General features: G+C 61.1%; 24 protein-coding genes and 3 pseudogenes. 11 read left to right on the forward strand and 16 right to left on the reverse strand.

Annotation, left to right across the window (positions count from 1 at the left end; genetic code table 11):
- Positions 1-13: 13 nt before the first annotated feature.
- Positions 14-133, forward strand: a pseudogene (locus BTH42_RS36090) (30S ribosomal protein S21); the annotation flags it as partial.
- On the opposite strand, the gene BTH42_RS19140 reads toward BTH42_RS36090, so the two are convergent.
- From BTH42_RS19140 to BTH42_RS19150, 3 genes are read right to left on the reverse strand one after another with little or no spacing between them, the layout of a single operon-like run.
- Positions 133-1,683: an IS66 family transposase gene (locus tag BTH42_RS19140; protein ID WP_075302261.1), complete on the reverse strand. Its 1,551-nt coding sequence runs from the start codon at positions 1,681-1,683 to the stop codon at positions 133-135. The pseudogene BTH42_RS36090 and the gene BTH42_RS19140 overlap by 1 nt on opposite strands.
- A gap of 32 nt (positions 1,684-1,715) precedes the next feature.
- Positions 1,716-2,069 (reverse strand): IS66 family insertion sequence element accessory protein TnpB, encoded by a 354-nt coding sequence (gene tnpB, locus BTH42_RS19145; protein WP_075302263.1) that lies wholly within the window; start codon positions 2,067-2,069, stop codon positions 1,716-1,718.
- On the reverse strand, positions 2,045-2,548 hold the full coding sequence (locus BTH42_RS19150) for a transposase (protein ID WP_075302265.1): 504 nt from the start codon (positions 2,546-2,548) through the stop codon (positions 2,045-2,047). The genes tnpB and BTH42_RS19150 overlap by 25 nt, the downstream gene beginning before the upstream one ends.
- Before the next feature lie 75 nt (positions 2,549-2,623).
- Here BTH42_RS19150 and BTH42_RS34900 point away from each other — a divergent pair.
- Positions 2,624-2,755, forward strand: a pseudogene (locus BTH42_RS34900) (30S ribosomal protein S21); the annotation flags it as partial.
- A 534-nt stretch (positions 2,756-3,289) separates the two neighbouring features.
- Here the strand turns inward: BTH42_RS34900 and BTH42_RS19160 are convergent.
- Together BTH42_RS19160 and BTH42_RS19165 are read right to left on the reverse strand one after the other, a co-directional pair.
- The gene (locus BTH42_RS19160; RefSeq protein WP_075302267.1) at positions 3,290-4,459 is read right to left on the reverse strand and encodes an IS91 family transposase; all 1,170 of its coding nucleotides are present in this window, start codon (positions 4,457-4,459) and stop codon (positions 3,290-3,292) included.
- Positions 4,460-4,480: 21 nt separating this feature from the next.
- On the reverse strand, positions 4,481-5,356 hold the full coding sequence (locus BTH42_RS19165; protein WP_075302269.1) for a site-specific integrase: 876 nt from the start codon (positions 5,354-5,356) through the stop codon (positions 4,481-4,483).
- Positions 5,357-6,009: 653 nt separating this feature from the next.
- Here BTH42_RS19165 and BTH42_RS19170 point away from each other — a divergent pair.
- The 7 genes from BTH42_RS19170 (at position 6,010) to BTH42_RS19200 (ending at position 10,081) form a co-directional block, all read left to right on the forward strand.
- A complete protein-coding gene (locus BTH42_RS19170; protein ID WP_075302271.1) occupies positions 6,010-6,213 on the forward strand; it encodes a cold-shock protein in 204 nt (67 codons plus the stop codon).
- A 289-nt stretch (positions 6,214-6,502) separates the two neighbouring features.
- A complete protein-coding gene (locus tag BTH42_RS19175) occupies positions 6,503-6,727 on the forward strand; it encodes a hypothetical protein (RefSeq protein WP_075302273.1) in 225 nt (74 codons plus the stop codon).
- Between the two features lie 804 nt (positions 6,728-7,531).
- Entirely contained in the window at positions 7,532-7,963 is a 432-nt protein-coding gene (locus BTH42_RS19180; RefSeq protein ID WP_075302275.1) for a response regulator, read from the forward strand.
- Positions 7,964-8,169: 206 nt separating this feature from the next.
- Complete coding sequence (locus tag BTH42_RS19185) at positions 8,170-8,412, forward strand: hypothetical protein (protein ID WP_075302277.1); 243 nt, start codon at positions 8,170-8,172, stop codon at positions 8,410-8,412.
- A 288-nt stretch (positions 8,413-8,700) separates the two neighbouring features.
- The gene (locus BTH42_RS36095; protein WP_256702100.1) at positions 8,701-9,252 is read left to right on the forward strand and encodes a helix-turn-helix transcriptional regulator; all 552 of its coding nucleotides are present in this window, start codon (positions 8,701-8,703) and stop codon (positions 9,250-9,252) included.
- Positions 9,249-9,707: an SRPBCC domain-containing protein gene (locus tag BTH42_RS19195; protein WP_075302279.1), complete on the forward strand. Its 459-nt coding sequence runs from the start codon at positions 9,249-9,251 to the stop codon at positions 9,705-9,707. Before BTH42_RS36095 ends, BTH42_RS19195 begins: the two co-directional genes overlap by 4 nt.
- Before the next feature lie 194 nt (positions 9,708-9,901).
- The gene (locus BTH42_RS19200; RefSeq protein ID WP_075302294.1) at positions 9,902-10,081 is read left to right on the forward strand and encodes a hypothetical protein; all 180 of its coding nucleotides are present in this window, start codon (positions 9,902-9,904) and stop codon (positions 10,079-10,081) included.
- A 735-nt stretch (positions 10,082-10,816) separates the two neighbouring features.
- Here the strand turns inward: BTH42_RS19200 and BTH42_RS19205 are convergent.
- The 11 genes from BTH42_RS19205 to BTH42_RS19255 are packed head-to-tail and all read right to left on the reverse strand — an operon-like array spanning position 10,817 to position 21,410.
- Entirely contained in the window at positions 10,817-11,422 is a 606-nt protein-coding gene (locus BTH42_RS19205; protein WP_075302296.1) for a DUF4400 domain-containing protein, read from the reverse strand.
- The gene (locus tag BTH42_RS19210) at positions 11,412-11,699 is read right to left on the reverse strand and encodes a hypothetical protein (RefSeq protein ID WP_305954800.1); all 288 of its coding nucleotides are present in this window, start codon (positions 11,697-11,699) and stop codon (positions 11,412-11,414) included. Before BTH42_RS19210 ends, BTH42_RS19205 begins: the two co-directional genes overlap by 11 nt.
- A complete protein-coding gene (locus BTH42_RS19215) occupies positions 11,653-12,171 on the reverse strand; it encodes a hypothetical protein (RefSeq protein WP_075302300.1) in 519 nt (172 codons plus the stop codon). Before BTH42_RS19215 ends, BTH42_RS19210 begins: the two co-directional genes overlap by 47 nt.
- Before the next feature lie 10 nt (positions 12,172-12,181).
- Positions 12,182-14,053: a conjugative transfer system coupling protein TraD gene (gene traD / locus BTH42_RS19220; protein WP_075302302.1), complete on the reverse strand. Its 1,872-nt coding sequence runs from the start codon at positions 14,051-14,053 to the stop codon at positions 12,182-12,184.
- Positions 14,050-15,366, reverse strand: a complete 1,317-nt coding sequence (locus tag BTH42_RS19225) for a TraI domain-containing protein (protein WP_075302304.1) — start codon at positions 15,364-15,366, stop codon at positions 14,050-14,052. The genes traD and BTH42_RS19225 overlap by 4 nt, the downstream gene beginning before the upstream one ends.
- Positions 15,363-16,400 (reverse strand): type IV secretion system protein, encoded by a 1,038-nt coding sequence (locus BTH42_RS19230; RefSeq protein ID WP_075302306.1) that lies wholly within the window; start codon positions 16,398-16,400, stop codon positions 15,363-15,365. Before BTH42_RS19230 ends, BTH42_RS19225 begins: the two co-directional genes overlap by 4 nt.
- 19 nt (positions 16,401-16,419) lie before the next feature.
- Positions 16,420-17,154: a type VI secretion protein gene (locus tag BTH42_RS19235; RefSeq protein ID WP_075302308.1), complete on the reverse strand. Its 735-nt coding sequence runs from the start codon at positions 17,152-17,154 to the stop codon at positions 16,420-16,422.
- A gap of 22 nt (positions 17,155-17,176) precedes the next feature.
- Entirely contained in the window at positions 17,177-19,639 is a 2,463-nt protein-coding gene (locus BTH42_RS19240; RefSeq protein ID WP_075302310.1) for a VirB4 family type IV secretion system protein, read from the reverse strand.
- Positions 19,633-19,944, reverse strand: coding sequence for a VirB3 family type IV secretion system protein (locus BTH42_RS19245; protein WP_075302312.1), 312 nt, complete (start codon positions 19,942-19,944; stop codon positions 19,633-19,635). The genes BTH42_RS19240 and BTH42_RS19245 overlap by 7 nt, the downstream gene beginning before the upstream one ends.
- A 6-nt stretch (positions 19,945-19,950) precedes the next feature.
- Positions 19,951-20,343 (reverse strand): conjugal transfer protein TrbC, encoded by a 393-nt coding sequence (locus BTH42_RS19250; RefSeq protein ID WP_075302314.1) that lies wholly within the window; start codon positions 20,341-20,343, stop codon positions 19,951-19,953.
- 20 nt (positions 20,344-20,363) lie between these two features.
- Positions 20,364-21,410: a CpaF family protein gene (locus BTH42_RS19255; protein ID WP_075302316.1), complete on the reverse strand. Its 1,047-nt coding sequence runs from the start codon at positions 21,408-21,410 to the stop codon at positions 20,364-20,366.
- A gap of 269 nt (positions 21,411-21,679) precedes the next feature.
- Between BTH42_RS19255 and BTH42_RS19260 the strand changes: the two genes are divergently transcribed.
- Together BTH42_RS19260 and BTH42_RS19265 are read left to right on the forward strand one after the other, a co-directional pair.
- Positions 21,680-22,144 carry a hypothetical protein gene (locus BTH42_RS19260; protein WP_075302328.1) on the forward strand — a complete coding sequence of 155 codons (465 nt, stop codon included), beginning with the start codon at positions 21,680-21,682 and terminating at the stop codon, positions 22,142-22,144.
- Between the two features lie 167 nt (positions 22,145-22,311).
- Positions 22,312-22,691, forward strand: a pseudogene (locus BTH42_RS19265) (GNA1162 family protein); the annotation flags it as partial.

Raw genomic sequence — 22,691 nt, forward strand, 5'->3', positions numbered from 1 at the left:
AACAAGGAAAAAGTTGACTACCGTAATCCCCAAGCTGAACGAACCGGTGGAAGTCGCGTTGCGCCGCTTCCGCCGTTCGATTGAGAGCACCGGTTTGATAAAGGAACGTAAGCGGTCGGTGAACGACGCCCCTCAGTGGATCTGCTCGAGCATGGCCCAAGGCAGTAGCGCCGCGTAATCGTCAGCGGTCGTAGCGGTCGGCAATTTCGCAAACAGCCAGACGAGATAGCGATACGGCTCGACGCCGTTGGCCTTGCACGTCTCGACGAGCGAGTACAGATTGGCACTGGCCTGCGCGCCCGCAACGGTATCGGAGAACAGCCAGCCTTTACGGCCGACGACGAACGGCCGGATCGCGTTCTCGCACAGGTTGTTCGAGATCGGCCACGCGCCGTTCTCGACGTAACGGGTCAGCTTGTGCCATTGGCCGCCCATGTATTGCAGTGCTTTTCCGAGCACGCTCGACGGCACAACGCCGGGCAGATGCTTGGCCATCGTGCGCTCGATGATGGCGAGTACGCGCACGCTGTATCGTGTGCGCAGTCGCTGCCGCCGCTTCGCTTCCCACTTTGCACTACGCGCCTCGGCGGCGAACAGTTTGCCGATCAGCGTAACGAAGCGCGTCGCCAGCAGATCCGGCGAGCGTGCCGCTTTGGGCACGGACTCTTCGGCCTTGATAAAGCCACGTCGCACATGTGCCCAGCAGCCGAGATGCACGAGCCGGTGATCGTGGGCGATGCCGTTGTAAAGCTCGTAGCCGTCGGTCATAAACGCAGCGCCGGACCTTACGCCGGCATAAAGCCGCTGTGCATGCTGTGCACCTCGCCCCGGCGAGTACGAGAACATTCGCACCGGCGGACCGGAGCCGTTGACCTGTGCCCACAGATAGCTCTTCGACTGCGGACTTCGTCCGGGTTCCTTAAGTACCTGGAAGGTCGTCTCGTCGCCGTAGATGAGGTCCGATTCGAGCAGCACATCGCGCATCAGGTTAATGACGGGCTGTGCGGCAAGACCCACACGCACGACGCTGGCAGCCAGTGTATTCGACGAGATGTCGCCGCCGAAGCGGCGCAGCAGCGTCGCCTGGCGATACAGTGGCATGCCGTACTGATACTTGCCGGTAATGATCCACGCGAGCGCCGATTCCGTGAGCAACCCACGCGGGATGATCCGTACCGCGGCTGGCGTTACCTTGATGCCCAGATCGCAGCACGGGCAGGCGTATTTGACGCGCTGATGCTGAATGACGCGCACCTGCTCAGGAATCACGTCGAGCTGTTCGCTCGTCTCGAAGCCGATCTCGACGAGCGCGTGGCCATCGTGCGCGCAGAACCGCTCCGATTCCGGCAGTTCGTGGCGCACGACATCGCGCGGCAGATTCGGATCGAGTGGCTTGCGCCCGCGTTTGCGTGTGTGAGCGGCGACCTGCGTGCCGGGTACGTCCTCGCGCGCGGGTGCGGCGTCGGTCGGTGCCAGTGCTTCGGCTTCGTTGAACAGGCCGAGCTGGTCGGCGTGGCGTGCCTCGCTCGATGCGCCGAACAGTTCGTGCCTGTAGGCGCGCAGCTTCTCTTCAGCCAGATCGCGTTGGGCACTTACGAAACGAAGCTCGCCACGCAATGCCTCGCGCTCGGCAAGCAGTGCCTGGTATTCCTCAGCATTCAGCGTGACGGTGTCGTTTGGCATTCCACTATTAGACCATGCTGTGCGCGCCGTGTTTAGCTGATCCGCGCGTAATATCGCTGAGGGTGTTTCTGGATCACGGCAAGATCGATGCCGTCGAGCAGCCAGTGCAGTTGCTCGACGTTGAGCGTGATCGTTTCGCTTCGTGCAGTCGGCCAGACGAAACGGTCAGCTTCGAGCCGCTTGAGCAGCAGCCAGAAGCCGTTGCCGTCCCAGCCGAGAATCTTGATGCGGTCTCGGCGGCGGTTGCCGAACACGAACAGGCCTGAAGTCATCGGGTGCAGGCGCATCGCCTGTTCAACCAGAATCGACAGGCCGTTGATGCCCATGCGGAAGTCGACCGGATCGCGATGCAGGTAGACCTTCAGCCCTTCGTCGAACCGGAACACGGCAGCCTCCCGAGCATCTGGACCACTGCCGTCAGTTCTTCGAGGCTCGTTTCGCCCAAGTCTAATTCGACACCATTGGGTAGGCGCACATGCAGTGCGACTGCTGTTGCCGGCGCCCCAGGTAGCGGCTCGCGTGCCACCACCGGGGGCTGCGACGGCACTGCCACGACTGGCGCAAACGCCGACGCAGATGAGTTCACCAGCTCACGCGCTGGCATGTCAATCGATACTCCGTCGATCATCTCGATCGTGCGCGAATCCTGCTGGCCGGCCACCGCCGTTTCGCGTTGCATCAGATACTTCGTAATCCATTTGCGCAGCAGGTTGGCATTGATCCCATGCTCCTGCGCCAGTCGAGCAACCGACACGCCTGGTTGCAGCGCCGCTTCGATCAGCGTGCGTTTGGCGCCCTCATCGTACCGGCGACGCCCGTCCCGCGTCAGCCGAACTACTCCTAACTCTGAGTTTTTGACAGTCATTGGTGTCCACCTATTTAGGTGGACACCTTTCTCTCATACTCCATCTGCCAATGGCAGGGCGTGGGTCATTGACCGCTTACAAAGGAACTGCGGGCCAGAACGGCTTATGAAACACCTAGTGCGAAACGCAAACGAAAAAAAGCTGCCGCTGTGGCCCGACTCCGAAAACAAATCAAACGGTCGTTGCCACCGAGGAAGCAGTACTGAGCCGAAGTGGTGATGCGGGTAAGCGAGCGACGGCTGTGCTCGAGAAGCAGTCGTTGGCGGCCTGCGGCGCGGAGGACGGCAACGGGTCGGGAGTACGCACTGCCGACTGGCTGCTTCGGGGCCGCGCAATTTCGGTGACCGCTTTCGAGCGATGAGTCCGGGGAGCGGACTGACGCAGCCCGTTAAGGGTTATTCGATGCCTGCCGTCGGCCACAGGAACGTGACGGTACCTCGGCGCGTGCCGGCAGGCGTCGAATAAGCCCGATGGAGGAAACCGCGGAGTACCCCAATGCGGTTGGAGCTTTCGCGGCTATGGCGATTGATAGCGCGGGATGTTCAGTGATGTCGGGTGCGACACAGTCTGGCGAGAAGCCGATCGGGCACTAACGCCATCGCGACGCGGTGCAGTTGGGTATTCGGGATGATGAAGCGGGCGCACGAAGCACATCGCGAAGCGACGCGCGCATACGTCCGTTCGTGGGCCGCGTCGCCGCAAAGCCAACGTTGGACAGGCAGTTCGAGGAGCCGTGAGGTTCATGGCTGATCCAGGCGCATGGGCGGTGCGCGGATCGGGGCGCTGCGCGCGAGGATGTCGATGACGATCATCGGTGCGCCGCAGTGCCGACAGATGAAGACGGGCCGGGTTTCGATGATGGCGTGGTCCGGTGATGGGCTGGTCGCGGGTGCGATGTGCAGCAGATCGCGCACCCGCGCGAGTCTGGCGCGGCGCACCGGGTTGGCGAGCAATCCGTAGTGACGGATGCGATGGAAGCCACTGGGCAGCACATGGAGCAGGAAGCGGCGCATGAATTCGCCGGTTTCGAGGGTCATGGTCTTGTAGCGGGTGCGTCCCTTTGCACGGTAGTCCTTCCAGCGGAACGTCACGCCGCGCTCATCGAAGGCGACGAGGCGCTGGTTGGAGATGGCGACGCGGTGCGTGTAGCGTGAGAGGTACTCGAGCACCGCTTCCGGTCCGGCGAACGGGCGTTTGGCGTAGACCACCCATTCGCAGGTACGTAGCGGCGCAAGCCACCGGGCAAAGGTAGCGGGATCAGCGAGGCCGGTGTACTCGCCGAAGAACTGCAACTGGCCGCGCCTGTGTGCGTCTGCGAGTGCTTCGAGGAAGCGGCGCCGGAACAGGCGTGAGAGGACGCGCACGGGCAGGAAGAAGCCGGGGCGGCAGGCGATCCAGCGCTCACCGTCAGGCGACAGTCCGCCACCGGGTACGATGCCGTGCACATGCGGGTGATGCGTCAGCGCCGAGCCCCAGGTGTGCAGTACGAGCGTGGCGCCAATGTGAGCGCCGAGATGCCTGGGATCCCCGGCGATCGTGCGCAGCGTGTCAGCGGCGATGTCGAGCAGCAGGCCGTAGATGATCCGTTTGTTGTACCAGGCGATCGCACTGATGGATGCGGGAAGCGTGAAGACGACGTGGAAGTACTCGATGGGTAGCAGATCGGCCTGGCGTGCCTCCAGCCAGCGGTGTGCGGCACTGGCCTGGCACTTCGGGCAATGCCGGTTCCGGCACGAGTTGAAGGACACCTCTGTCATTGTGCAGCCTGAACAGCGCAGCACATGTCCGCCCAGTGCCGCGGTGCGGCACCGTTCGATGGCCGACATGACCTTCAGCTGCCCCAGGCTCAGATGTGTCGTGGCTCGCCACGCTGGCCCGTGGCTGCGGAAGATGTCCGCAACCTCCAGCATGAGGCGCTACAGCGCGTGGGCCTACTCGGAGGGCAGACGGTCCAGCGGACTGGTGACCTCGTGCAGCAGGTCGGTAGCCACCTGGACGTAGAGCGCGGTGTTCTCAAGCTTGGCGTGGCCGAGCAGAACCTGGATTACGCGGATGTCGACCTTCTGTTCGAGGAGATGCGTCGCGAAACTGTGGCGCAAGGTATGCATGGATACACGCTTGTCGATGTGCGCGGCTTCGGCGGCGGCATGAATGGCGCGGTTCAACTGTCGCGTGCTCAACTGGTCGAGTGGATCGAGCCCGGGAAACAGCCACCCGCCGTCAAACATCTTGCCCTGCGCACGGGCCATGCGCCACCATACGCGCAGCCGCTCGAGCAGCACCGGCGAGAGCATGGCGTAGCGGTCGCGGCGGCCCTTGCCCTGCTCGATACGCAGTGTCATGCGTTCGCTGTCGACGTCGGTGACCTTCAGCGCTACCACTTCACTCGCGCGCAGCCCGGCACCGTAGGCGACCGACAGCGCAGTCTGGTGCTTGAGGTTGCCGGCTGCCTCGATCAGCCGCCGCACTTCGTCGGGACTGAGCACGACGGGCAATATGCGGGGAACGCGCACCGGTTGCATCCTGACTATCAGTTCGGGCCGGTCGAGCGTGACGGTGAAGAAGAACTTCAGGCCGGTGATCGCGTGGTTCAGCGACACGGCCGATGTGCCGTGATCGACCAGATAGAGCTGGTAGCGGCGCAGGTCCTCGACGGTGGCTGTGTCAGGTGAGCGCCCGAGAAACCGGGCGAACTCGCGCACGATGTGCAGATAGACGTCCTGCGTCTTGGGGGCTAGCTGGCGCATGCGCATGTCGTCGATCATGCGTTGGCGCAATGGGCTGACGTTTGCCGGTAAGGAGGTCATGATTCGGCTCCTGTTGAAGAGCGAGGCGGATTGCCTCGTTCGCCAACATAAACCGCGTGACCGGCTTGACCTTCACCTCCAGCATCGGATCGTAGCCCCTACCGCGCGAGCGGTTTAGTCCGTCGACCCACTCCGGTCAGATGGCTTTCTCAGAACTGGTCAGTCAGCCAATTTCAGGTTTTGCGAACTGGAGCGCCAGAAAGCGGTCGTCGGCGAACTGACCCAATCGGCCAGGAAGCGCCCTTCACACGGCACGCAGCCCAGTCATTCCGGCGTCGGTTGTACCTTGGAAACGGCCAGTCGATCCGCGCGCCCTGGACAGATTCTGTTCGATACTCTCGCAGTAGATGCGATAAGCCCTGTCCCTTTGCCAGCCCGCCACCTCTGTCTAACCTGCGCACCATACCAGGCAAGGGGGCGTAGGTGGGTAGGGCCCGCGTTACTTCATATGCGGAACGGGCCGCTCGATAAAACAGTTACAAGATAAGTATTGACGATGGTTCCCTGCGCAGGTACCGTTCGGCTCGAAGTTCAAGAAGTTCGATTGCTGTTCATCAATTGCTCGCTCCTCAGCGGTATTCGTTGTCCTCTCCCTCCTTGACGCTTCACACACTCTTTAAAAGAGCAATCTTCGTTTTTCTCAAGGATTTTTCATGGATACCGGTACCGTCAAGTGGTTCAACGACAGCAAAGGCTTTGGTTTCATCACGCCGGACAAGGGCGGCGACGACCTGTTTGCTCACTTCTCCGAAATCACGAGCGACGGTTTCAAGACGCTGGCTGAAAATCAGAAGGTGAGCTTCGAAACGAAGCAAGGCCCGAAGGGTCTTCAGGCGGCGAACATCAAGCCGCTGTAAAGTTTGAAGGGCCCGGCCTCCGGCAACGGACACCGGGTTGCAGCGACACCCTCGCGGAGCGTTGTCTCCCAAAGTTGGCGCGATCTCTGCTGGCTGCATCTGTCTATTCAGCAGCTTGCCCCGCGCCATACGCCTCGTTGCACCTCATTCTCCCCCTTTGGCTTCAACGCCCATTTTCGCTTTCCGAATGTTTCGGATTCGGCTTGCGATGGCTTTGAATCAGCTCACCCGTGCACATTTCGCATGGCACGCGGGCGCTCGAACATCATCGAACTTCATTAAAATTAAAATGCAGCACAAACAAATTCAACAATACAACGGCTATGCCGTCCAACCCTCGACGCATCGTTTGCCCGACGGTAGTTTTTCATCCGACCTGCTGATCGAACGTATCAATAGCGTGCGAGCCGAAGGTCGGTACCAGTTCTATTCTCTCGATTACTTCAAGAGTGAAGAACAGGCGCTGCAGCACTCGGCGCGCTGGGCACGCAACTGGGTCGACACGCGCGGTTAACGGCGACGCGCCAGTTCGAAGCACTCAGCGCATCTGAGGCATTAGGGCGCGCGCAACGAGGCGCGCCCAAACGTCACGCGGGCTCGGTTCTTTGCGTTCCGATTCCATCCGCGCGCTCAGTTCGACCTTCACGATTTTCCCTTTCTACGGGTCTTCGGCAAGCTACGTTCTTCTGGCATTGAAGGCGGTGACGTGCTCGATGGCGGAATAGACCAAGTGTGAACGCAGGCGCGATTTTCATTGACCGCTCCTGCTTCGGCCGGCACTCATGGGATGAGCGGCGTCTTCGGCGCCATTTCCGACCGTCTTCTGATCTGATTGGGCATTTGCCCGAAATGAATCGTCGCCTGGGCGGAGAGCGCCCCATATCAGGCCGTGAGTCGTACCGACACTGTGACTTCCTGTCCCTTCAGGGTCTTACGTCATACCCGACACTGCCACGGACTCGGCCGCATCGCGCTCGCGGTCCCGGGGCGCATCGATCGGCAAGCCGAACGCCCTCAATACATCTTCTTTGGCGGTTTCGACCGCCGAATGCGCTGGCGCAGGGTCAGTATTTTGCAGTCTTCGTGTTCCACGCCCTGTCTCCCTCAGCGCTCGATGCGCAGCTAGCTGGCTGCATTGAGCAAGCGAGAGACCCGGCCCGCCGTTATTTTCCCTTTGCGGCGCAACCCTGAACTCCCAGCCGGTAGAATCCCTCCGCGTGGACCGAACCGGTTTGATCCCGCGCAGCGCGAAAAAATCGACCAGACCACCCTTTTCAGGCACCAAAAATGCGACGACGAGGGACTACCCCGAGATCATATGCCGCCCTCAGCGTTTTATCCGATCCTCCGCCCGTGGACTACGCGCCGCGTCGCTCTGCACGGCGAAAGGCTGCGCGTGACAGTGGTTGATGATAACCATGATGGGGCCGACGCACTCGCGGCATATCTGTCATTACATGACATTCAATGCCGGGCCGTCTACAGCGGGAAGGACGCGATCGCGATCGGAAGCACATGGCCGTCCCATCTCTTCCTTATGGATGTCTCGATGCCAGGATGCAACGGACTTCAGGTTGCGCGTTCGCTGCGGCTTGCTCCGGAGACCGCGACAGTTCTCGTCATCGCTCATACAGCACTCGACGAGCTTTCTGTTCGACAACATTCGACGGATGGCGAATTTGACGGATATTTCCAGAAGGGCTGGGACCCCAAGCAACTGATCTGGCTGCTTGCTAAGCTCATCGGATAACCGCTTCCTTCCTCATTCTAAGCGGTCGGCGCGGCGGAGCACGGGGCGCCCCGTTTACTGAACGTGTCTCCCAAGCAATGTCGGTGTTCGTTCTGCGGGAGCGCAATTGTAAGTGTCTCTTACACCCGACTTTCCCACCCTACACTGATTGAGCGCCTGGGTAGGAATTGCCTTCCATATCTGTCGGCGGCCGAGAGAAGAACGTCATGCCATGCCTCCACGTCGAACATTCTCATCTTCGCCTGGCTGACGAACAACTCGGCCTCGCATACCGACTGATTGCTGCGCAAGAGAATCGGCTGCTGCAATGCAACGCATTCGGCTGGGACAGCCAACTGACCGCGGAACTGCTGATCGCGTTGCGCGCAATTTCCAAGACGTTCGAAATTCACCGGAAGGCCATCGCCGATGCGATAAAGCGGGAGCTGCAGTCATCAGCGAACCGGTGAAGACGAAATCGAATCCGTGCGGGGACGTGAATCGTCGCCCGCCTCGTTGTTGCACCGCCCCCTGCCGCAGGTCACTGCGCCCCTGCGCGCAGCACTGGGTTGCGAAGCGCTGACCTGTCCATACCAGGGACGGTCGAGCGTTGGATGGCCGAAGCATTTTGAAAAGCAGCCATTGACTTCTCCGCGCTTGAGCGGCAACTAGGGGTCGCGCTACGTCAGTCCGCTCCCTGAACTCATCGCTCGGAAGCGGTCACTGGAATTCTGCGGCCCGTAAGCGGCCAGTCGGCAGTGCATACCTCCGACCCGCAAGCGACATCCGGCCTGGTTGGGTTGACTGAGCGGCTGATGTGGGCGCGGCTGCAGTCGCGCGCCCCCCTAGTCGTGGCGCTGAACAGCCCGATCAAAAACCAATGGGCGGTCGCTATTTCCGAAGTTTTTGAAATGCTTATGGCCGAGTCCATGAAGGACTTGACTCAAACCGGCGGCCGCCATATAGTTTGCCACATGGTGAAGTTTCCAGTCAGTCAACTCGATCGTACGTTTTCCGCCCTTGTGGACCCCACGCGGCGGGCCATCCTCGCGCGGCTGGAGCGTGAACCCGGCCTGTCGGTGACGGAAATCGCGCGCCCGCTGCCGATCAAGCTACCAGCGGTGATGAAGCATCTCGACGTGCTGAGCGACGCAGGTCTGATCTCTCGCATCAAGAGCGGCCGAACCGTATCGGTCGAACTCGTCGCCGCTCCGATGGAAGAGGCGATGGCTTGGCTTTCGCGCTATCAGCGCTTCTGGTCCGCGAGTCTCGACCGCCTTGCCAATTTTGTCGAAGGCGAAGATGAATGAGTGAGGAGAAACCCAGCCTGACGATCGTGCGACGCCTGAAGGCATCGCCCGCGCGAGTCTACGCGGCTTGGACGCGGCCAGAATTGATGGCGCGCTGGTGGGGGCCCGACGCCGGGCCGGTGCTGAGCGCCGAAGCTGACCCACGCGTGGGCGGCGGCTTTCGTGTGGTGTTCCAGACATTGGACGGCGAAACGCACGACTGCCACGGCGAATACCAGGAGGTCGAGACAGATCGCAAACTCGTCTTCACATGGGAGTGGGTCACGCTGCCGGAGCGACGCTCTCTGGTGACGGTCGAGTTGCGCCCCCTCGATGCTGGCACGGAGATGAAGTTCACGCACGCGCAATTTTTCGATGAAGTCGCGCGTGACGGTCATCACGCCGGCTGGAACGGCGCTTTCGATAAATTGGACAGTCTCATCGCCGAACTGGAGCGCCCGGACGTCGGTGATTGAAGCCACTGTTCGCAGGGAAACACAGTGTGATTTTGTTAGGGTCGATTCGCCCGAAGATTCGCCGCGCCAGATATTTAGATCTACGAATTTAATAAAAACGGAACCAGTCATCTAATCGACGCATCTTTCGAAGGTTCGTCCCGGCGGCCCGGAGAGGCGAGCTGTTCAGATATGGCAGTCACTTTGGAGTCCAAATGAATATCATTATTGCATTGTTCCACAAGATCAGCGACCTCTTTGCGTCGCCTCATCTTCCCTTGGATTCGGACTACTCGTTGGAGGCGCGTAGTCGCGAATCGAATCGGAAGCGTAAAGCACTCGCTACACTGTTCCACATTGAGCAGAGCGACTATGACATTGAGGAGCGCGACTAAAAACCGTTGAGCGGGCCGGCGTGACGCCACTGCGTAAGGGAGCGCGATTCACCTGTGTAAATGGCTCAACAAGGGTATCAACGTACGCGGGGATCGAAATTGAGGATGCGTTCGTCGATCTAGACAGAGGCCCGCAGATTGTGACCATGTATGCCGGAACGCTCGATGATTCCTTGCGTTTCAGGCCCGAACTTGCTCACTTAATGTCCGAACGCCATCAATTGTTTGGCAGCCGCTTAGCGTTCGGTAGCGGTCCTTCGCGAGCATCTACCCGATATCTCAAGCTGGGCCGGCTTGAGGCAGTGCCGTCCGCAATTTGCTCGCCAGAAACCGGCCGTTGAGCGAGGGCGAGCGAGACCTCGGCCAGCCAAACTGGACGAGGGCCTCGACCGTCGGCTAATGGCCGGTGGGGTGTGCTCGCCAACGGCCGCTTTAAGGTGCTCAAGTTCGCAAAACCGTGATTCGACCGACTGACCGCTGTGGAGCGGGTCGTCCGACCGGGGTGGGGAGCGGATTCAACCATCAGCAAGATCGCGAAGCGCGCGGAGGCACACGCCTGTTACGCAAGAAGTGCGGACTGGTCGATATGAGCCAGTACGGTCTGGAGTGGCTCTGTGGCGCCGCGCTTTCGCCGCGGTGGCGCTCATTGAAGCGCTTGACGACTGCGGCGGACAGCCGGCTGACGGCCTCAACCCGGAATGATGCGGCTTTCCATGTAGCTTTCGGGTTAGTCGATCACTGGTAAGAGGATGCCGCGTGCCAAAGAAGCGCGCCGAGGACCGCCGCAATCGCGATCCAGCACGGTGCGAGCACCGGGATCGGTGCGACAAGGACGGCAAAAGCAATGCCAAACACGAGCAGAATGCCGTGACCGGCCAGGTGAAACGACAGTGGACTGGCGAAGCCCGCCGCTGATGCCTTGATCTTGCGACGCATCGCACCGTCGAAGAATGCCGCAACACAGAAGACCATCGTGCCGAAAATCCAGAGTTTCATGACGCTCGCCCGATACACGACCCGGTATAGCTCGTGCCAGAAGTTGTGGACCCACGTGTGCGCGAACTCGGACACTCCCCCATCGCCAAGATCACCGCTTCCAGTCGCGTCGATGGTCGCGCGCACAAGGCCCGTTTGCACGAACCAGGCGTCGAACCGTTCGTTTGTCTTCTTGACCACTTCATCGGCCCGCTCGACACCGACAATTGCTGCGACCGATGCTGCTTCCTCGGGCGGCACCGAGAACAGTGAGGGCTCGGGAATGGCCGGCATGATGAACACGGCAAGCAACGGGACGAAGAAGAACCACCACTTGACGTGGGAGACGAACCGGCTACCGGCCATAGGCGTGCATCCCCCACTCGATCAGGAATGATCCGATCCGCACCAGAAGGTAGAGCGGAAAGCCAATCAGCCCGGCGAGGCCAAGATAGAAATGCACGGGCCGCCGCGCCACAAAGAGCGCCAGAGCGAACGCCATCGCGTTTGGACCGCGTGAGAACTCCGGCGGTCGCCCGCCTTCAATCTCGTCGATCGCGCTGGCTGTCGATATGGCCCGGCGCGCGACGTCCGGTTCAACCCTCGATAGCTTCGCTATCAGAAAAGGCGTGAGCGACATCATAGTCCTCGAAATAGAGTCGGAAGTTTTCGCCCGTCAGCGCGCGCGCGGCCAACTGGAAGGCGGCCGAGCGCTGCGTGACGGATTCCGGGCAGCGCTCGTCGAACATGCCCGTTTCGAGCTTGCCGTAGCGCGCCTCGAACGTGGTCACCGGCTCGAGCATCGGCGGCCAGACGTGGTAGCGATCGCCGTCAATTGCCACGTAGCGGCGCGCATACAGCAGGTGAGCGCGGGAAAATAGCCCCTGCATGAACGCGATGTGCGGGTTGCCCGTCTTGCGCGTGCGCTTGTAAGCGGCCAGCGCGCAGTCGAGCATCTCCTTGACTAGCGGCTCGCTCTCCCCCATGAACTTCTCTCCGATGAAATCGGCCACGCGACCGCAGGCGAGTTCAAGTTCCGGCGCCACCGTGAAAACGGGAATCAGGCGGGACGACAGCTTGTGTTCGCGAATGATTTTTTTAAATACGGCAGACATGCGTAGTTTTTCAGCCTTGAAGGATGGGAATACGGCCCTGATAGACGGCAGCGCCCGAAATGCGCATGAAGTACTGCAAATTCGGCAAGCCATGAATCAGGCGCGTTGGGATCAGCGGAACCTTCTCCAGTTGAAGCGAACGTGAAACGGACCCGGTAAATTCACCGATATGCGCTTCGCTGCCCGTGCTTGTACTGCCTGTGAGCGTCAGGTTGCGAATCGCGGTTTCCCCGACCTTGTCGGAAAACCACTGCGCGGTATCGCTGTCTTCCAATCTTAGGATGATCTGATTGTTCAGATTGCCCAAAACCTGAAGCATTTTGGCGGCGTTTCCAAGCCGCGCTTCCAGGTCCGCGCGCGCCTGGAATGCGACGAATGCCTTGAAGCCTGCGCCGCGCCCCTTGTTGAGAATCTGGATCACCTGCTCGTTGATCGCTTCCGCAATCTCGTCGATGATCAGCACCACTTCGGGCGGCGAATCGTAGAAGTTGTAGATTGAACCGCACACCGCGGCCACGTCCGAGAGGATCATCGACGCGATCGCTTTCTGCACGATGTTGTTCGACAGCGAGTCGAGGCCCATGTACAGGACGGCCTTCTGCTTGATGACCTTGTCGATATCCCAAATCTCGCGCTCGTCGTCGAAGTCGTCGGCCTTGGGCGCGAGCATGAGGCCCGTCTCCCCCGTAGCCAGCATCTGCAGCAGTGGCAGCGCCGACGCGATGATGCGCATGTAGTGCTCACGGTCGTGCACGTGCGTGGCAATCAGTCCGTCGATCGCTTCGTTGCCTCGCTCCTGTGCCGCGAACTGCGCGTTGTAAAGTCCGATCATCCCGTCGACGAGCGAGGTAGCGTTGTTGCGCTGACCCTGCCGCGTCGTTTCAGTGGCGACCTGTTGCTCCCAGTCCGAAAGCCCTTGTTCAACGAAGAAGCGCTTGAGCGCCTTTTCGAGCAGCGACGTGATGCCCGACTGTGCATACTTGAGGATCGAGCGCAGGGTCGGCTTGTCTCCGAAGTAGAGCTCGCCCTTCACGGCACGGTCGATGAACAGGAACGCGAAGTCGCGGAACGGGCCCTCCTCCATCAACTGCGCGATCCGGCTGGGGATTTCCGACGGCTGCGACCAGTTTTCGATCGGGTTCAGGCGGATCGACTCGGACGGCTTGGCCTGGTTGAAGTACAGGAATTTGCGACCTGAACGCACGCATTCCTTCTCGACGCGACGTTTCCACTCCGCATCGTTCTTCGGGTCAACGATGATGAGCACGTCGCCGAGGTGAATGACCTGGGTGGAGATCACCTCATAAGTGCGGGTCTTGCCCGCGCCGGTCGTGCCGCCGACTAGGGTGTGACCACCCATCGCCTTGTAGTGAAACGGCACCAGCGCCTTTTTTGGCTCCATGCCGTGAATCCACGACGAACCCTGCGGCATGCGATCGCGGATGCTGTCTTTCGGCGCGAACATGCTTTCGATGGCCTCTTCGATTTGGCGGCCCGTCTTCGTCCTGTTGAGCCAGCGCGGCAAACCGGGAATATCGGTCGTCGGCATACGCAAAATGTCATGCGCGATCTGGGAATGCTTCTGCGTCCACTCGTAGCCGATGCCGAGATACATTGAATTCGCTTCAGTGCGCATCCGCTTCTGGATCTGCAGCAACTTCGGCACCTCCAGCGTCGTCAGCCATTTGGTCGAGATGGCCATGCGGAAAGTCAGTGCGCGCCAGATCTGCGCGGACCGGAGCGCCAGAAACGCAAGGGCCACCAGCGCGAACGACCAGCCATAGGGCATGCCTGAGATAGGTAACAGCACGATCGCCGCCAGCCAGAACGCCGCCGCGCGAACTTCGTACATTGGCCTGAAATGGTTGATGTAGCTGTTCACGCAGGGCTCGCGAGTATGAGTTGCCCCGCGCGGGGCGCGAGGGTGACTTCGGTTGATGCATCGGCGACCATCAGGCTGCGCTTGCGCATGTGCTCCACGAGCGTGCTGGCGGCGATGCCGTAGCTTCCGATCAGGCGCTTGGGCACGACAAGCCCTTTCCCGGTCCATTGCACGGCCGCCTTGCCACTGGCGACGTCTTCACTGAGTGCCTGAAAAAACTCGCGTACCGAGCCAGGCACGCCCTTGAGGACTTCATCGAACGCCGACGCGTTCGACGCCTTCGGAATACTTGTCGTCGGTGCTGGTGAGCGCATGGCGGCCGGATCGACCGCGGCGGACACCGGCGCCGGCGACTGCACAGGCGCAGTGTCCGCAGATACCGAAGCGGGCAGAACCTCGCCCGTCGACGGATCCACTACCATGGCTGGCGGCGGTGTACCAGCCGACGCCGGCGTTGCTGCTGATTCCGTTTGCGCCGGTGAAACCGGCGTGCCCGACGTTGGAGCCGGATTGTGCGGTGCTGCCGTTGCGCTCGCGCCTGTTACCGGCTCTCCCGGCGTTGTCACTGGCTCGAGCTCGGCAGCGACGTGGACAGCCGAAGGCACGGCGAACTGGACCGGTGCGAATACACCACGCTGCGCCTTGCGGTCGAACTCGTCGGCTGTGCTGACGCCCTGGCGGACCACCTTGTGCAGCAGCGATTCGGCTTCGATCGGCCGCATGTTCGGATTGATCGCGCCAAAGAGTTCCGCAAGCACCTCGGCGTCCAGACCCGCGAGCAACCCGGAGCCCACCAGCATCTGGGCAAGCATGCCGGTACGCATCCGTTCGACGGGCAGCGGGGTGTCTCGCCGCGTGAGCCGATACGACGATCCGGCCAGCCACGGGCCAAACTGACCGTGAACCGGCGGATTCCACATTGCACGGTCGCGATCCCGCTCGGTGGCGAAGTGTCGGTACGGTTCATCGAGTCGTGAACACACGGCGGCCAGAAACACCGCGTAGTTGTATTGCGGCTCGATGCGCCGGCGCTTTTCCGAAGTGAGGTTGGTGCCGAACTTCTGGCCGCCAGCCAGCCGCATGGCGTAGAACGCGGTCTCGATCGTGGCGCGGAAGGCGCCGCCAGATTCCCGGTACAGATCCGGGCTCAACGGCAACGACGAGAACCACGAGGCGCAGGCGCGCAGCACGGCAAGCCACTTGCGCTCCAGCTCGCCCTGGCTGGCTTCGTTCGCACACTGCGCAATCAGGTCCACGCGACGCTGATATTCGCCAATCAGCGTGTCCACGGTCATAGGCGTATGCGCGGTCATAGCAGCGGCTTCGCCAGTTTGGCCAGCGCCCCGCCGGTAACCCCCGTGCCGCCCCCGAACATTCCCGCGATTTTCGGAATCTCGAACGACACGAGAAACACGAAGAATGCGAGGTCAAAGACGTATCCCGCTGAGTACGCGGTGGTCAATCCCGCGTTGGTCGCGGCCTGGACAGCATTCACGAGACTTCCCGTCACGAGTCTCATCATGATTGCGGCCACGACCATATACATGCCCGCACTGATCATGAAGTCGAGCCAGGACTTGAAATAGCCGCGCGTGAACGATGAGAATCCGAGCGCAAACGCGATCTGGCCCATGACCGCGCCGCATGCGAACTGCAACTGTCCCACGTTGATGAAAAACACGAACACGACCGAGGTGATTGACAGAAGCAGGTACGCGGCGAGGAGCGGGAAGACTCCAATCAGCACCGACATGTATTCGTACCATTTCGCACCGGAAAATGCCTGCACAACGGAGTCGAAGATCTGACCGGCAGCGTTGCCGATAATGCTGACCGAACTGCTCATGTTTGTGCCACCGGCGATCTCCGACGACAGTGTCTGGAACCACTTGTAAAAGGACGGCACCCAGGTCGCATACCCAATGTAGAAGGATGCAAAAATGCCGAGCATTCCGAGTTCTTCGAACACTGCGATCCACGCCATGACAGGGTCTTTCGTCGCGGCGAAGCGGACCGCGGCCAGCACGATCGTGATGACCGCGAGGCCACCGGCGAATTTGTCCGATTCCTGGCTGATGCTCTTGCTTGCGTCAGCGGCCGTGCTGATCACCGCCGCAAACATCGCGGTGATCTTGTCCATGGCGGACGCGTTTCCTTTTGCCAGTTCACCAGCCTTGACGAGTGACGAAGCGGCAGATGAGGTAGACGTGCTCGGTGTGCTGGAAGTGGGAACCACGGTGCCGTCCGGCAAGGTCGTGACATCGTCGGCAAAGGCCAACCCGGGGCACGCGAACACACACAGCGGCACCAGCGCTGTAAGCCAAAGCCGGTTCAGATAGCGAAGCATGCTGTTCTACCCCACCGCTTCAAAGGCCATAGGACGCGCGTTCGGCGGCCTGCTTGTCCTGGAAGGTCTGCGCGGCCGCAGCGCGATCCTTGTCATCCTGGTTGGCTACTGACTGGTTCTGCGCATCATGCTGCTGCTTGCCGGCCGTCAACTGGATCAGGTCACTCATCTGGCTCGACACGATATCCAGGTAGTGGGTCGTCATCTCAGCGGTTGCCTGCTGCGTCGGCGTGAGGGTCATCTGCGACTGCAGGTCCTGGCGGCGCCTGGCCAGCGTCTGGGCGTGTGTCATGACGTCATTGCCTGCTTGGAACAGCCGGGTGACCTCACTGTCGCGCTGGTTGTAGAGGGTTTTCATGTCGGCGAACCACTGTGCATCTGTTTTGCCCGACCGGGAAATCAGGGTCTGGACGTGACTGACCCACTCGCTGCCGTGCTTGAGGTCGCCATACATGTCAGTCATGGTGCTGGCAAGCTGCCTGTACTTGCTGATGTCGCCCGTAATCTCATCGTACTGCGCCTTCATGGCTGCCGGATCGAGGTTCATCGACTGGAGCAGCTGGTTGGCCATCATCTGGTACTGGTAGACGATGTTGCTGTCCTGATAGATCTCGGTCTTGACGGCCTTCCCCGCGGTGATGATGTTCTGCCCGAGGTTAGCCGCGTCAATGACCGCGAACTGGGCGTACGCAGCGTGCGACGCACCGAGCGTCAGGCCTGCGGCAAGCGTCAGGCGTGCAAGGATTTTTTTCATCGTTGAATTCCTTTCGGGTCGGTCAGTCGAGAGTCAACATTTCGCGCACGTACGCCTCACGCCAGTCTGGTGCGCCGGACGCGTAGTGCCTGTCGAGCACCGCCTGCGCGCGTCCGTCCGAGCGCAGCACCGCGAGCGTTTCCTTCGGGAAGCTGGCCTGCAGCATGCGGGTCTGGTCAGGCGTCACCCACAGGTAATCGCGGTTCGGCACGGCGTTGGCCAGCATGTCGATCTGGTGCTCCGTCAGCCCGAACAGGTCGCGATACAGATGCAGGTTGTTCTTTGCATCCTTGTTGGGCAGATAGAAGATGTTGGGAATGTTCTCTTTGAGAATTTCAAAGTTCGGGATACGGGCCACCTGGGAAAGCGACTGCGTCGCGAGCAGCAGCGTCGCATTCAGTTTCCGGATCGTGACCGCCCAGCTTTCCAGACGCTGGTAGAAGCGCGGATACTGGAAGAAGAAGCCCGCCTCCTCCACTTCGATGACGGTGTAGCGCTTGCCGTCGAGCCACTGCGCGATACGGTAGAACGCGTAATCCATGAACAGCGCCGCGGCCACCGGATAGTTCTGGAACAGGTCGCCCATCTCGATCGAGATGTCGTCGGACAGCGAGAAGGCGTCGTCGACGTGATCAAAAAACCGGCCGTGCTTTTCGCCCTGGGACCAGACGGCGAGTCGCTCGCGCAGCTCGATCGGCAGCAGCGCATTGAGGTTGGACAGTGTCCAGAGATCGCGCGGGTAGCCCGTACCCAAGACCGTGACCTTCTCGAAAATCGTGCGCTGCTGTTGCGGCGAGCATCGGAAGTCATCGTCCTCGATCGCCATCTGTACCCACTCGGCGACGTACGGGAAGTGCTTTGAATCGTGCAGCAGCGAGAGCGGATTGACCGAGGTCCCGGCCTCAAAGCGCCCCGTTGCGTCGACAAATCGTCCGCCCGCGAGCAGGGTCGGGATGCGGGTCGAGCGGTCCTTGTCGAAACGGATTCGCCGCGCCTTGTGGCGCCCGGTCTGGGAGACGAGGAAATTCAGGAAGATCGACTTGCCCGCGCCGATCGGGCCAATCACGATCGCGTGCGACTTGCCGCCCGGATGGTGCAGACTCACACGCTGCAGCGTCTTGTGACGCGTCGGCAGCATCGTGAGCGGCCCGGTCTTCTCGCCCGACTGCTGCGTGAGCCACGTATTGACCGTGTCGCCCTCCGACACGCTGCGCACCGGCGCAACGTCCGACACCGCCGGCGTTTCTACAAACTGCAACCGCCTCTGCTGGTCCCATCGGCCCGGCAACGTTGTCTGCCACGCGGCGAACAGATTGTCACGCTCGAGGATCACGCCGAAGCCTGCGTTGCCGATCCGGCCGATCACTTCGCGCGTGGCGTCCTCGCATTCCTCGACCGTATCGCCATAGACGATCACCGAGACGTTCGCAAAGCCATACTGCTGCCCGTCCGCGACGAGTTTCGCCAGCGCTTTCTCCGCTTCGTCAGCGAGACGCTCGCGGCCTTCGTCGTTCTTCTGCTCTTCCTTCGAGAAGTACGCCTTGAGGATCGACCACGGATTGAACGCGGCGACCTTGTAGAACTTGCGGATCTTCTCGATGTACGCACTCGCCTTCGTGGTGTCCAGAAAGCGGAACATGACGCACACGTCGAGTTCCGCGTCGACTTCCGCGAGCACGTCCAGCGCTGCTTCCTGAAAACCCATCCACTCCTTGACGGCGATGATTTTCGCGTACCGCTTGCCGTGAGCGGATTCGAACATCAGCGTATCGGCGCCGATCGTCACTTCGCTCTCGGTCAGGTGCGTGTCCAGCATCGTGACCGGATACCGCACGCGCCGCGGCGGCACGGACGGATTAGCCGCCTGATGGAGGAACGCGAGCGCGTTCTGCAACTGCAGGCGCTTCATCCTCAGTCGCGTGACACCGCCCTTGAACGCATCGATCACGCCTTCGAACCGCTTGATGTCAGACGTCAGCCGCTCGATATCGAAGGCGAAGGCACTGCGCGCGAGCACCGAGTCCTTGATCGTCTCGAAGATGGCGAGCGGCATCGATTTGCCGCCCACCGTCATGTGATACGCGACCTTCTCGAAGATCTTGTTGACGCCGGTCTCGGGCGTGAAGGCGAGCGCGAGCGAATGCGTGTTGCGGAAATACCGGCCGCTCGCGACATGCGCGCGGTTGATTTCGTCGACGCGCGCGTCCATTGAGGAATCGAATGTCCCACCGATGTCCCCCTTGATGCGCCGGTGCGAGAGCTTCCACCACGCCGTGATCCGGTGGTCGAAGTTCTTGCAGGCGTGATCCAGGTTGTCGCGCGCCGCCGAAATATCGGAGGCGTTCGGGCTGTCGGCGTCAACGCCTTCAAACGTATAGACGGTCAGTAGCGACCCGTCCTTGTCGAGGATCAGTTCGGGCGTGACCATCGTCGCCCACGGGGCGATTTCCTGGATCGAGCGGCGCTTCAGGCTCTTCTTCAGCATGGCAGGTCCTGATCAAATCCATAGGGACGTTTGAATCGGGCCGAAAACTTCGCGGTCGGCACCGGCTCATACACGTCCGCGTAGCGGTTGTAGACGAGCATGACCTGCTTCCACCACGGATCTTTCGAGCTTTTCCAACGCAACAGCCAGTGAACAGCGATGCCAACGACGAGGAAGGTCGGCGTCATGCTGGTGTAGCAGAGCAGCATGGTCATCGTGCCGTTGGCGATCGCGAGACCGCGATCTGCCCCGCCCATCTGGCGAGGCAGTGAAAGCGACCGGCTTACGCGTGTGCGCTGACGCATGTGAGCTCAGGTACAGGTGTAGGTGACGTGGAGGTGGTTCTTCACGATCGGAATTGCGCACGCGGCGAGCCCGAGCCCGACGAAGACCGTCGAAATGATCTTGCCGATCGTGCTTTCCGAGTTGCCGATCGCGACGGCGCCGACGATGATCAGCACGATGCCAATGCCGTACAGCCAGGGGCCACTGATATAGGCCGAGATCAGACAGATGACGTCCGTGGCCGAACCGAGGTCGGTCAGGTCGGTGGCGGAGGCGAACGGCGCCAATGCGGCGAGCGAGGCGCCCACCAGAGTCGAACGCAGTTCCCGACGCGTCAGGAAGCGCGTCCAGATCAGTCGGCTCAACGCTCGCGTGCGCTCGCGCGCGGTAGCGAGAAACTCGGGCAGATACTTCTTCATTTTGTGGCACTCCGATAGGGTTAAAAAACGCGGTTGAGAACGTAATCGCCGTCCCTGAAACCCTTGATTTCGAGGATTTCAGAAACGTGACGCAGCTCGCCTGTGCGGCGAAGATGAATGACGTAGTGGAAGCAGTCGGCCACCGCCTTGCGCATATCCGCCAGTTCCCACCGGCTGCCGGGCGGCACGCCGAGCATGGCGAGACTTTCCAGGCGGCTCAGCCCCCCACGCGCGTCGTTGGCATGGATCGAACCCATGCCACCGTCGTGACCCGTACTCAGCGCCTGGATGAAGTCATAGGCCTCGCCGCTTCGCACTTCACCGACGATGATGCGGTCGGGGCGGAAGCGCAGACACAGGGCGACGAGCAGCTGGGTCGTGACGCCCTTGTCGGGGTTTGAGAGCAGCCGCACACGATTGGGCGCGGTCAGCTTCAGTTCCATCGTGTCCTCGACCGTGATGACGCGTTCGTCCTCAGGAATCTCGGCATTGAGCGCGTTCAGCAGGGTGGTTTTGCCCGACGACGTGCCGCCGGCGACGAGGACGTTGCGGCGCGCCCGCACCATCGCGCCCAGCGCCTCGCGCAAGGCATCGTCCTGGATGCCCGGAGGGAAGAGATCGAGTTCCTTTTCCTTGCGGGCGTTCGCGAGCGAGAACGCACCCATGTTCACGTAGTCGTGAAGCGAGAGGTGCTTGTCGCGGTGCTTGCGGATCGAAAGCGCATTGCCGTCGATCGCGGTTGGCCGCATCACTGATGCGATACGCAGATTCTTGTGGCCGGCGTTGATGATCCCCTGCGCGGTGCCAGCGACCGCCGACTTGTCGACCGATGCCGCCAGCGCGCTGATCGCGCCGTCAAGCACCGCTTCGTGAAGCGTGAGGTCAAGCCGATGCATCTGGCCGCGGCGCTCGATCCAGATGTTGTTGAAATCGTTGATCATGATTTCAGCAACGTCGGGCGCCTCAAAGCACTCGCGCAACGTACGCAGCGACTCGAAAAACATGCGGACCGCGCTCTCTTCGAGCGGGCGCAGTCTGAGCAGGGGATTGTCGGTAACCTCGGACATGCCTGCTATTGTTCAGGCTGGCCAGGCTTTGAAGCGGACCGAAAGAATGGTCAAATCCGCGAGCTTTCGAGTGAAGCTTCGTGCCGGATGTCGAAGACGATGGATACCTTGCCCACCCGGCGCTGCTTCCCGCCTTCCTGACTCCCGTCAGCCGGCTGACGGGTTTAACCCTGAAAGCTCAAGAAAAGCGTATAGCTTTCGGATTAACCGCAGCTTGAAATTGTGGTATGTGTCTGCGGCGCAATTGCCTTTCCTATCATCAATCATCGATGGCAAGAACAATTCAGTTTTACACAAGCCAGCAGGCCGCTCGCGCCCGCCGCTCGAAAACTCTGCTGTTGCCCATGCTGCGCGCTCAGGCGGACGAAGTTTCCTTGCAGGTACACATAGCCCTCGACGCGATGCGGCGAAGCCAGGGCAACCTGAACGCTGCCCAGACGCTGTGCCCGGCCATGATCGTTGTGGGGCTACTCGCGGAAGCTGGATACGGCTCGGCGACGGTCGAGCAGATGCAGCACGCGGAAGAGGTGATCAGGTCGGCATTCGACTGCGGCCGGACCACAGGCGTGTGGATGCTTGACGATGACGGATTTGCGCAGTTCGCGACGATCGTGAGCACCTACGACCATCAGCTTCGGCGCGCGCCAGTTGCCGCGATCGCTGACGCTAGCGACAGGCTGGATCGTTTCCGCTCGGGCGAGACATTCGAGCAGACGGCCCGCAGGCGCGTCTAGCGGCCAAGGCATCAACCGCGATAACCCGCGACAACCCGAATTCGGGGGACAGGACATGAGGGGAAAAATCGCTGACGGCGAGGCCCGCGACACGCTGATCATCTGGCTTCGCCGACGCATGAACGAGTTCGGCATTGCTCTCGAAGCACTCCCTGAATCGGTCCAGCATTCCGGTCGCGCTGATGGAGGAGACCTTCAAGCAGAACGGGCTGACCGCGCCGGCCGATATCGAACAGGTGTCGCCGGCCAGGCTGCGCGAGATTTTCGGTGCGGACGCGGTGCTGTTTTCCAAGATCACGCAGTACGGTTCGGTTTATCGCGTGATCGACTCGACCACGGTGGTATCCGCATCGGCGAAGCTGGTCGATCTGAAAAGCGGCGACGTGCTGTGGCAGAAGATTGCGACCGCCAGCGGCAACGAGCTCGGCGGCATGTCGGTCAATGCGGGCGGCGTGATCGGCGCGCTGGTGCAGGCGGCGGTCAAGCAGGTTGCGCATTCGCTGTCGGACGAGAGCCATGCGGTCGCCGGCCTGACCAGCGGCCGGTT

This window comes from Burkholderia sp. SRS-W-2-2016, assembly GCF_001931485.1.
In the GTDB taxonomy this organism is placed as follows: Bacteria; Pseudomonadota; Gammaproteobacteria; order Burkholderiales; family Burkholderiaceae; genus Paraburkholderia.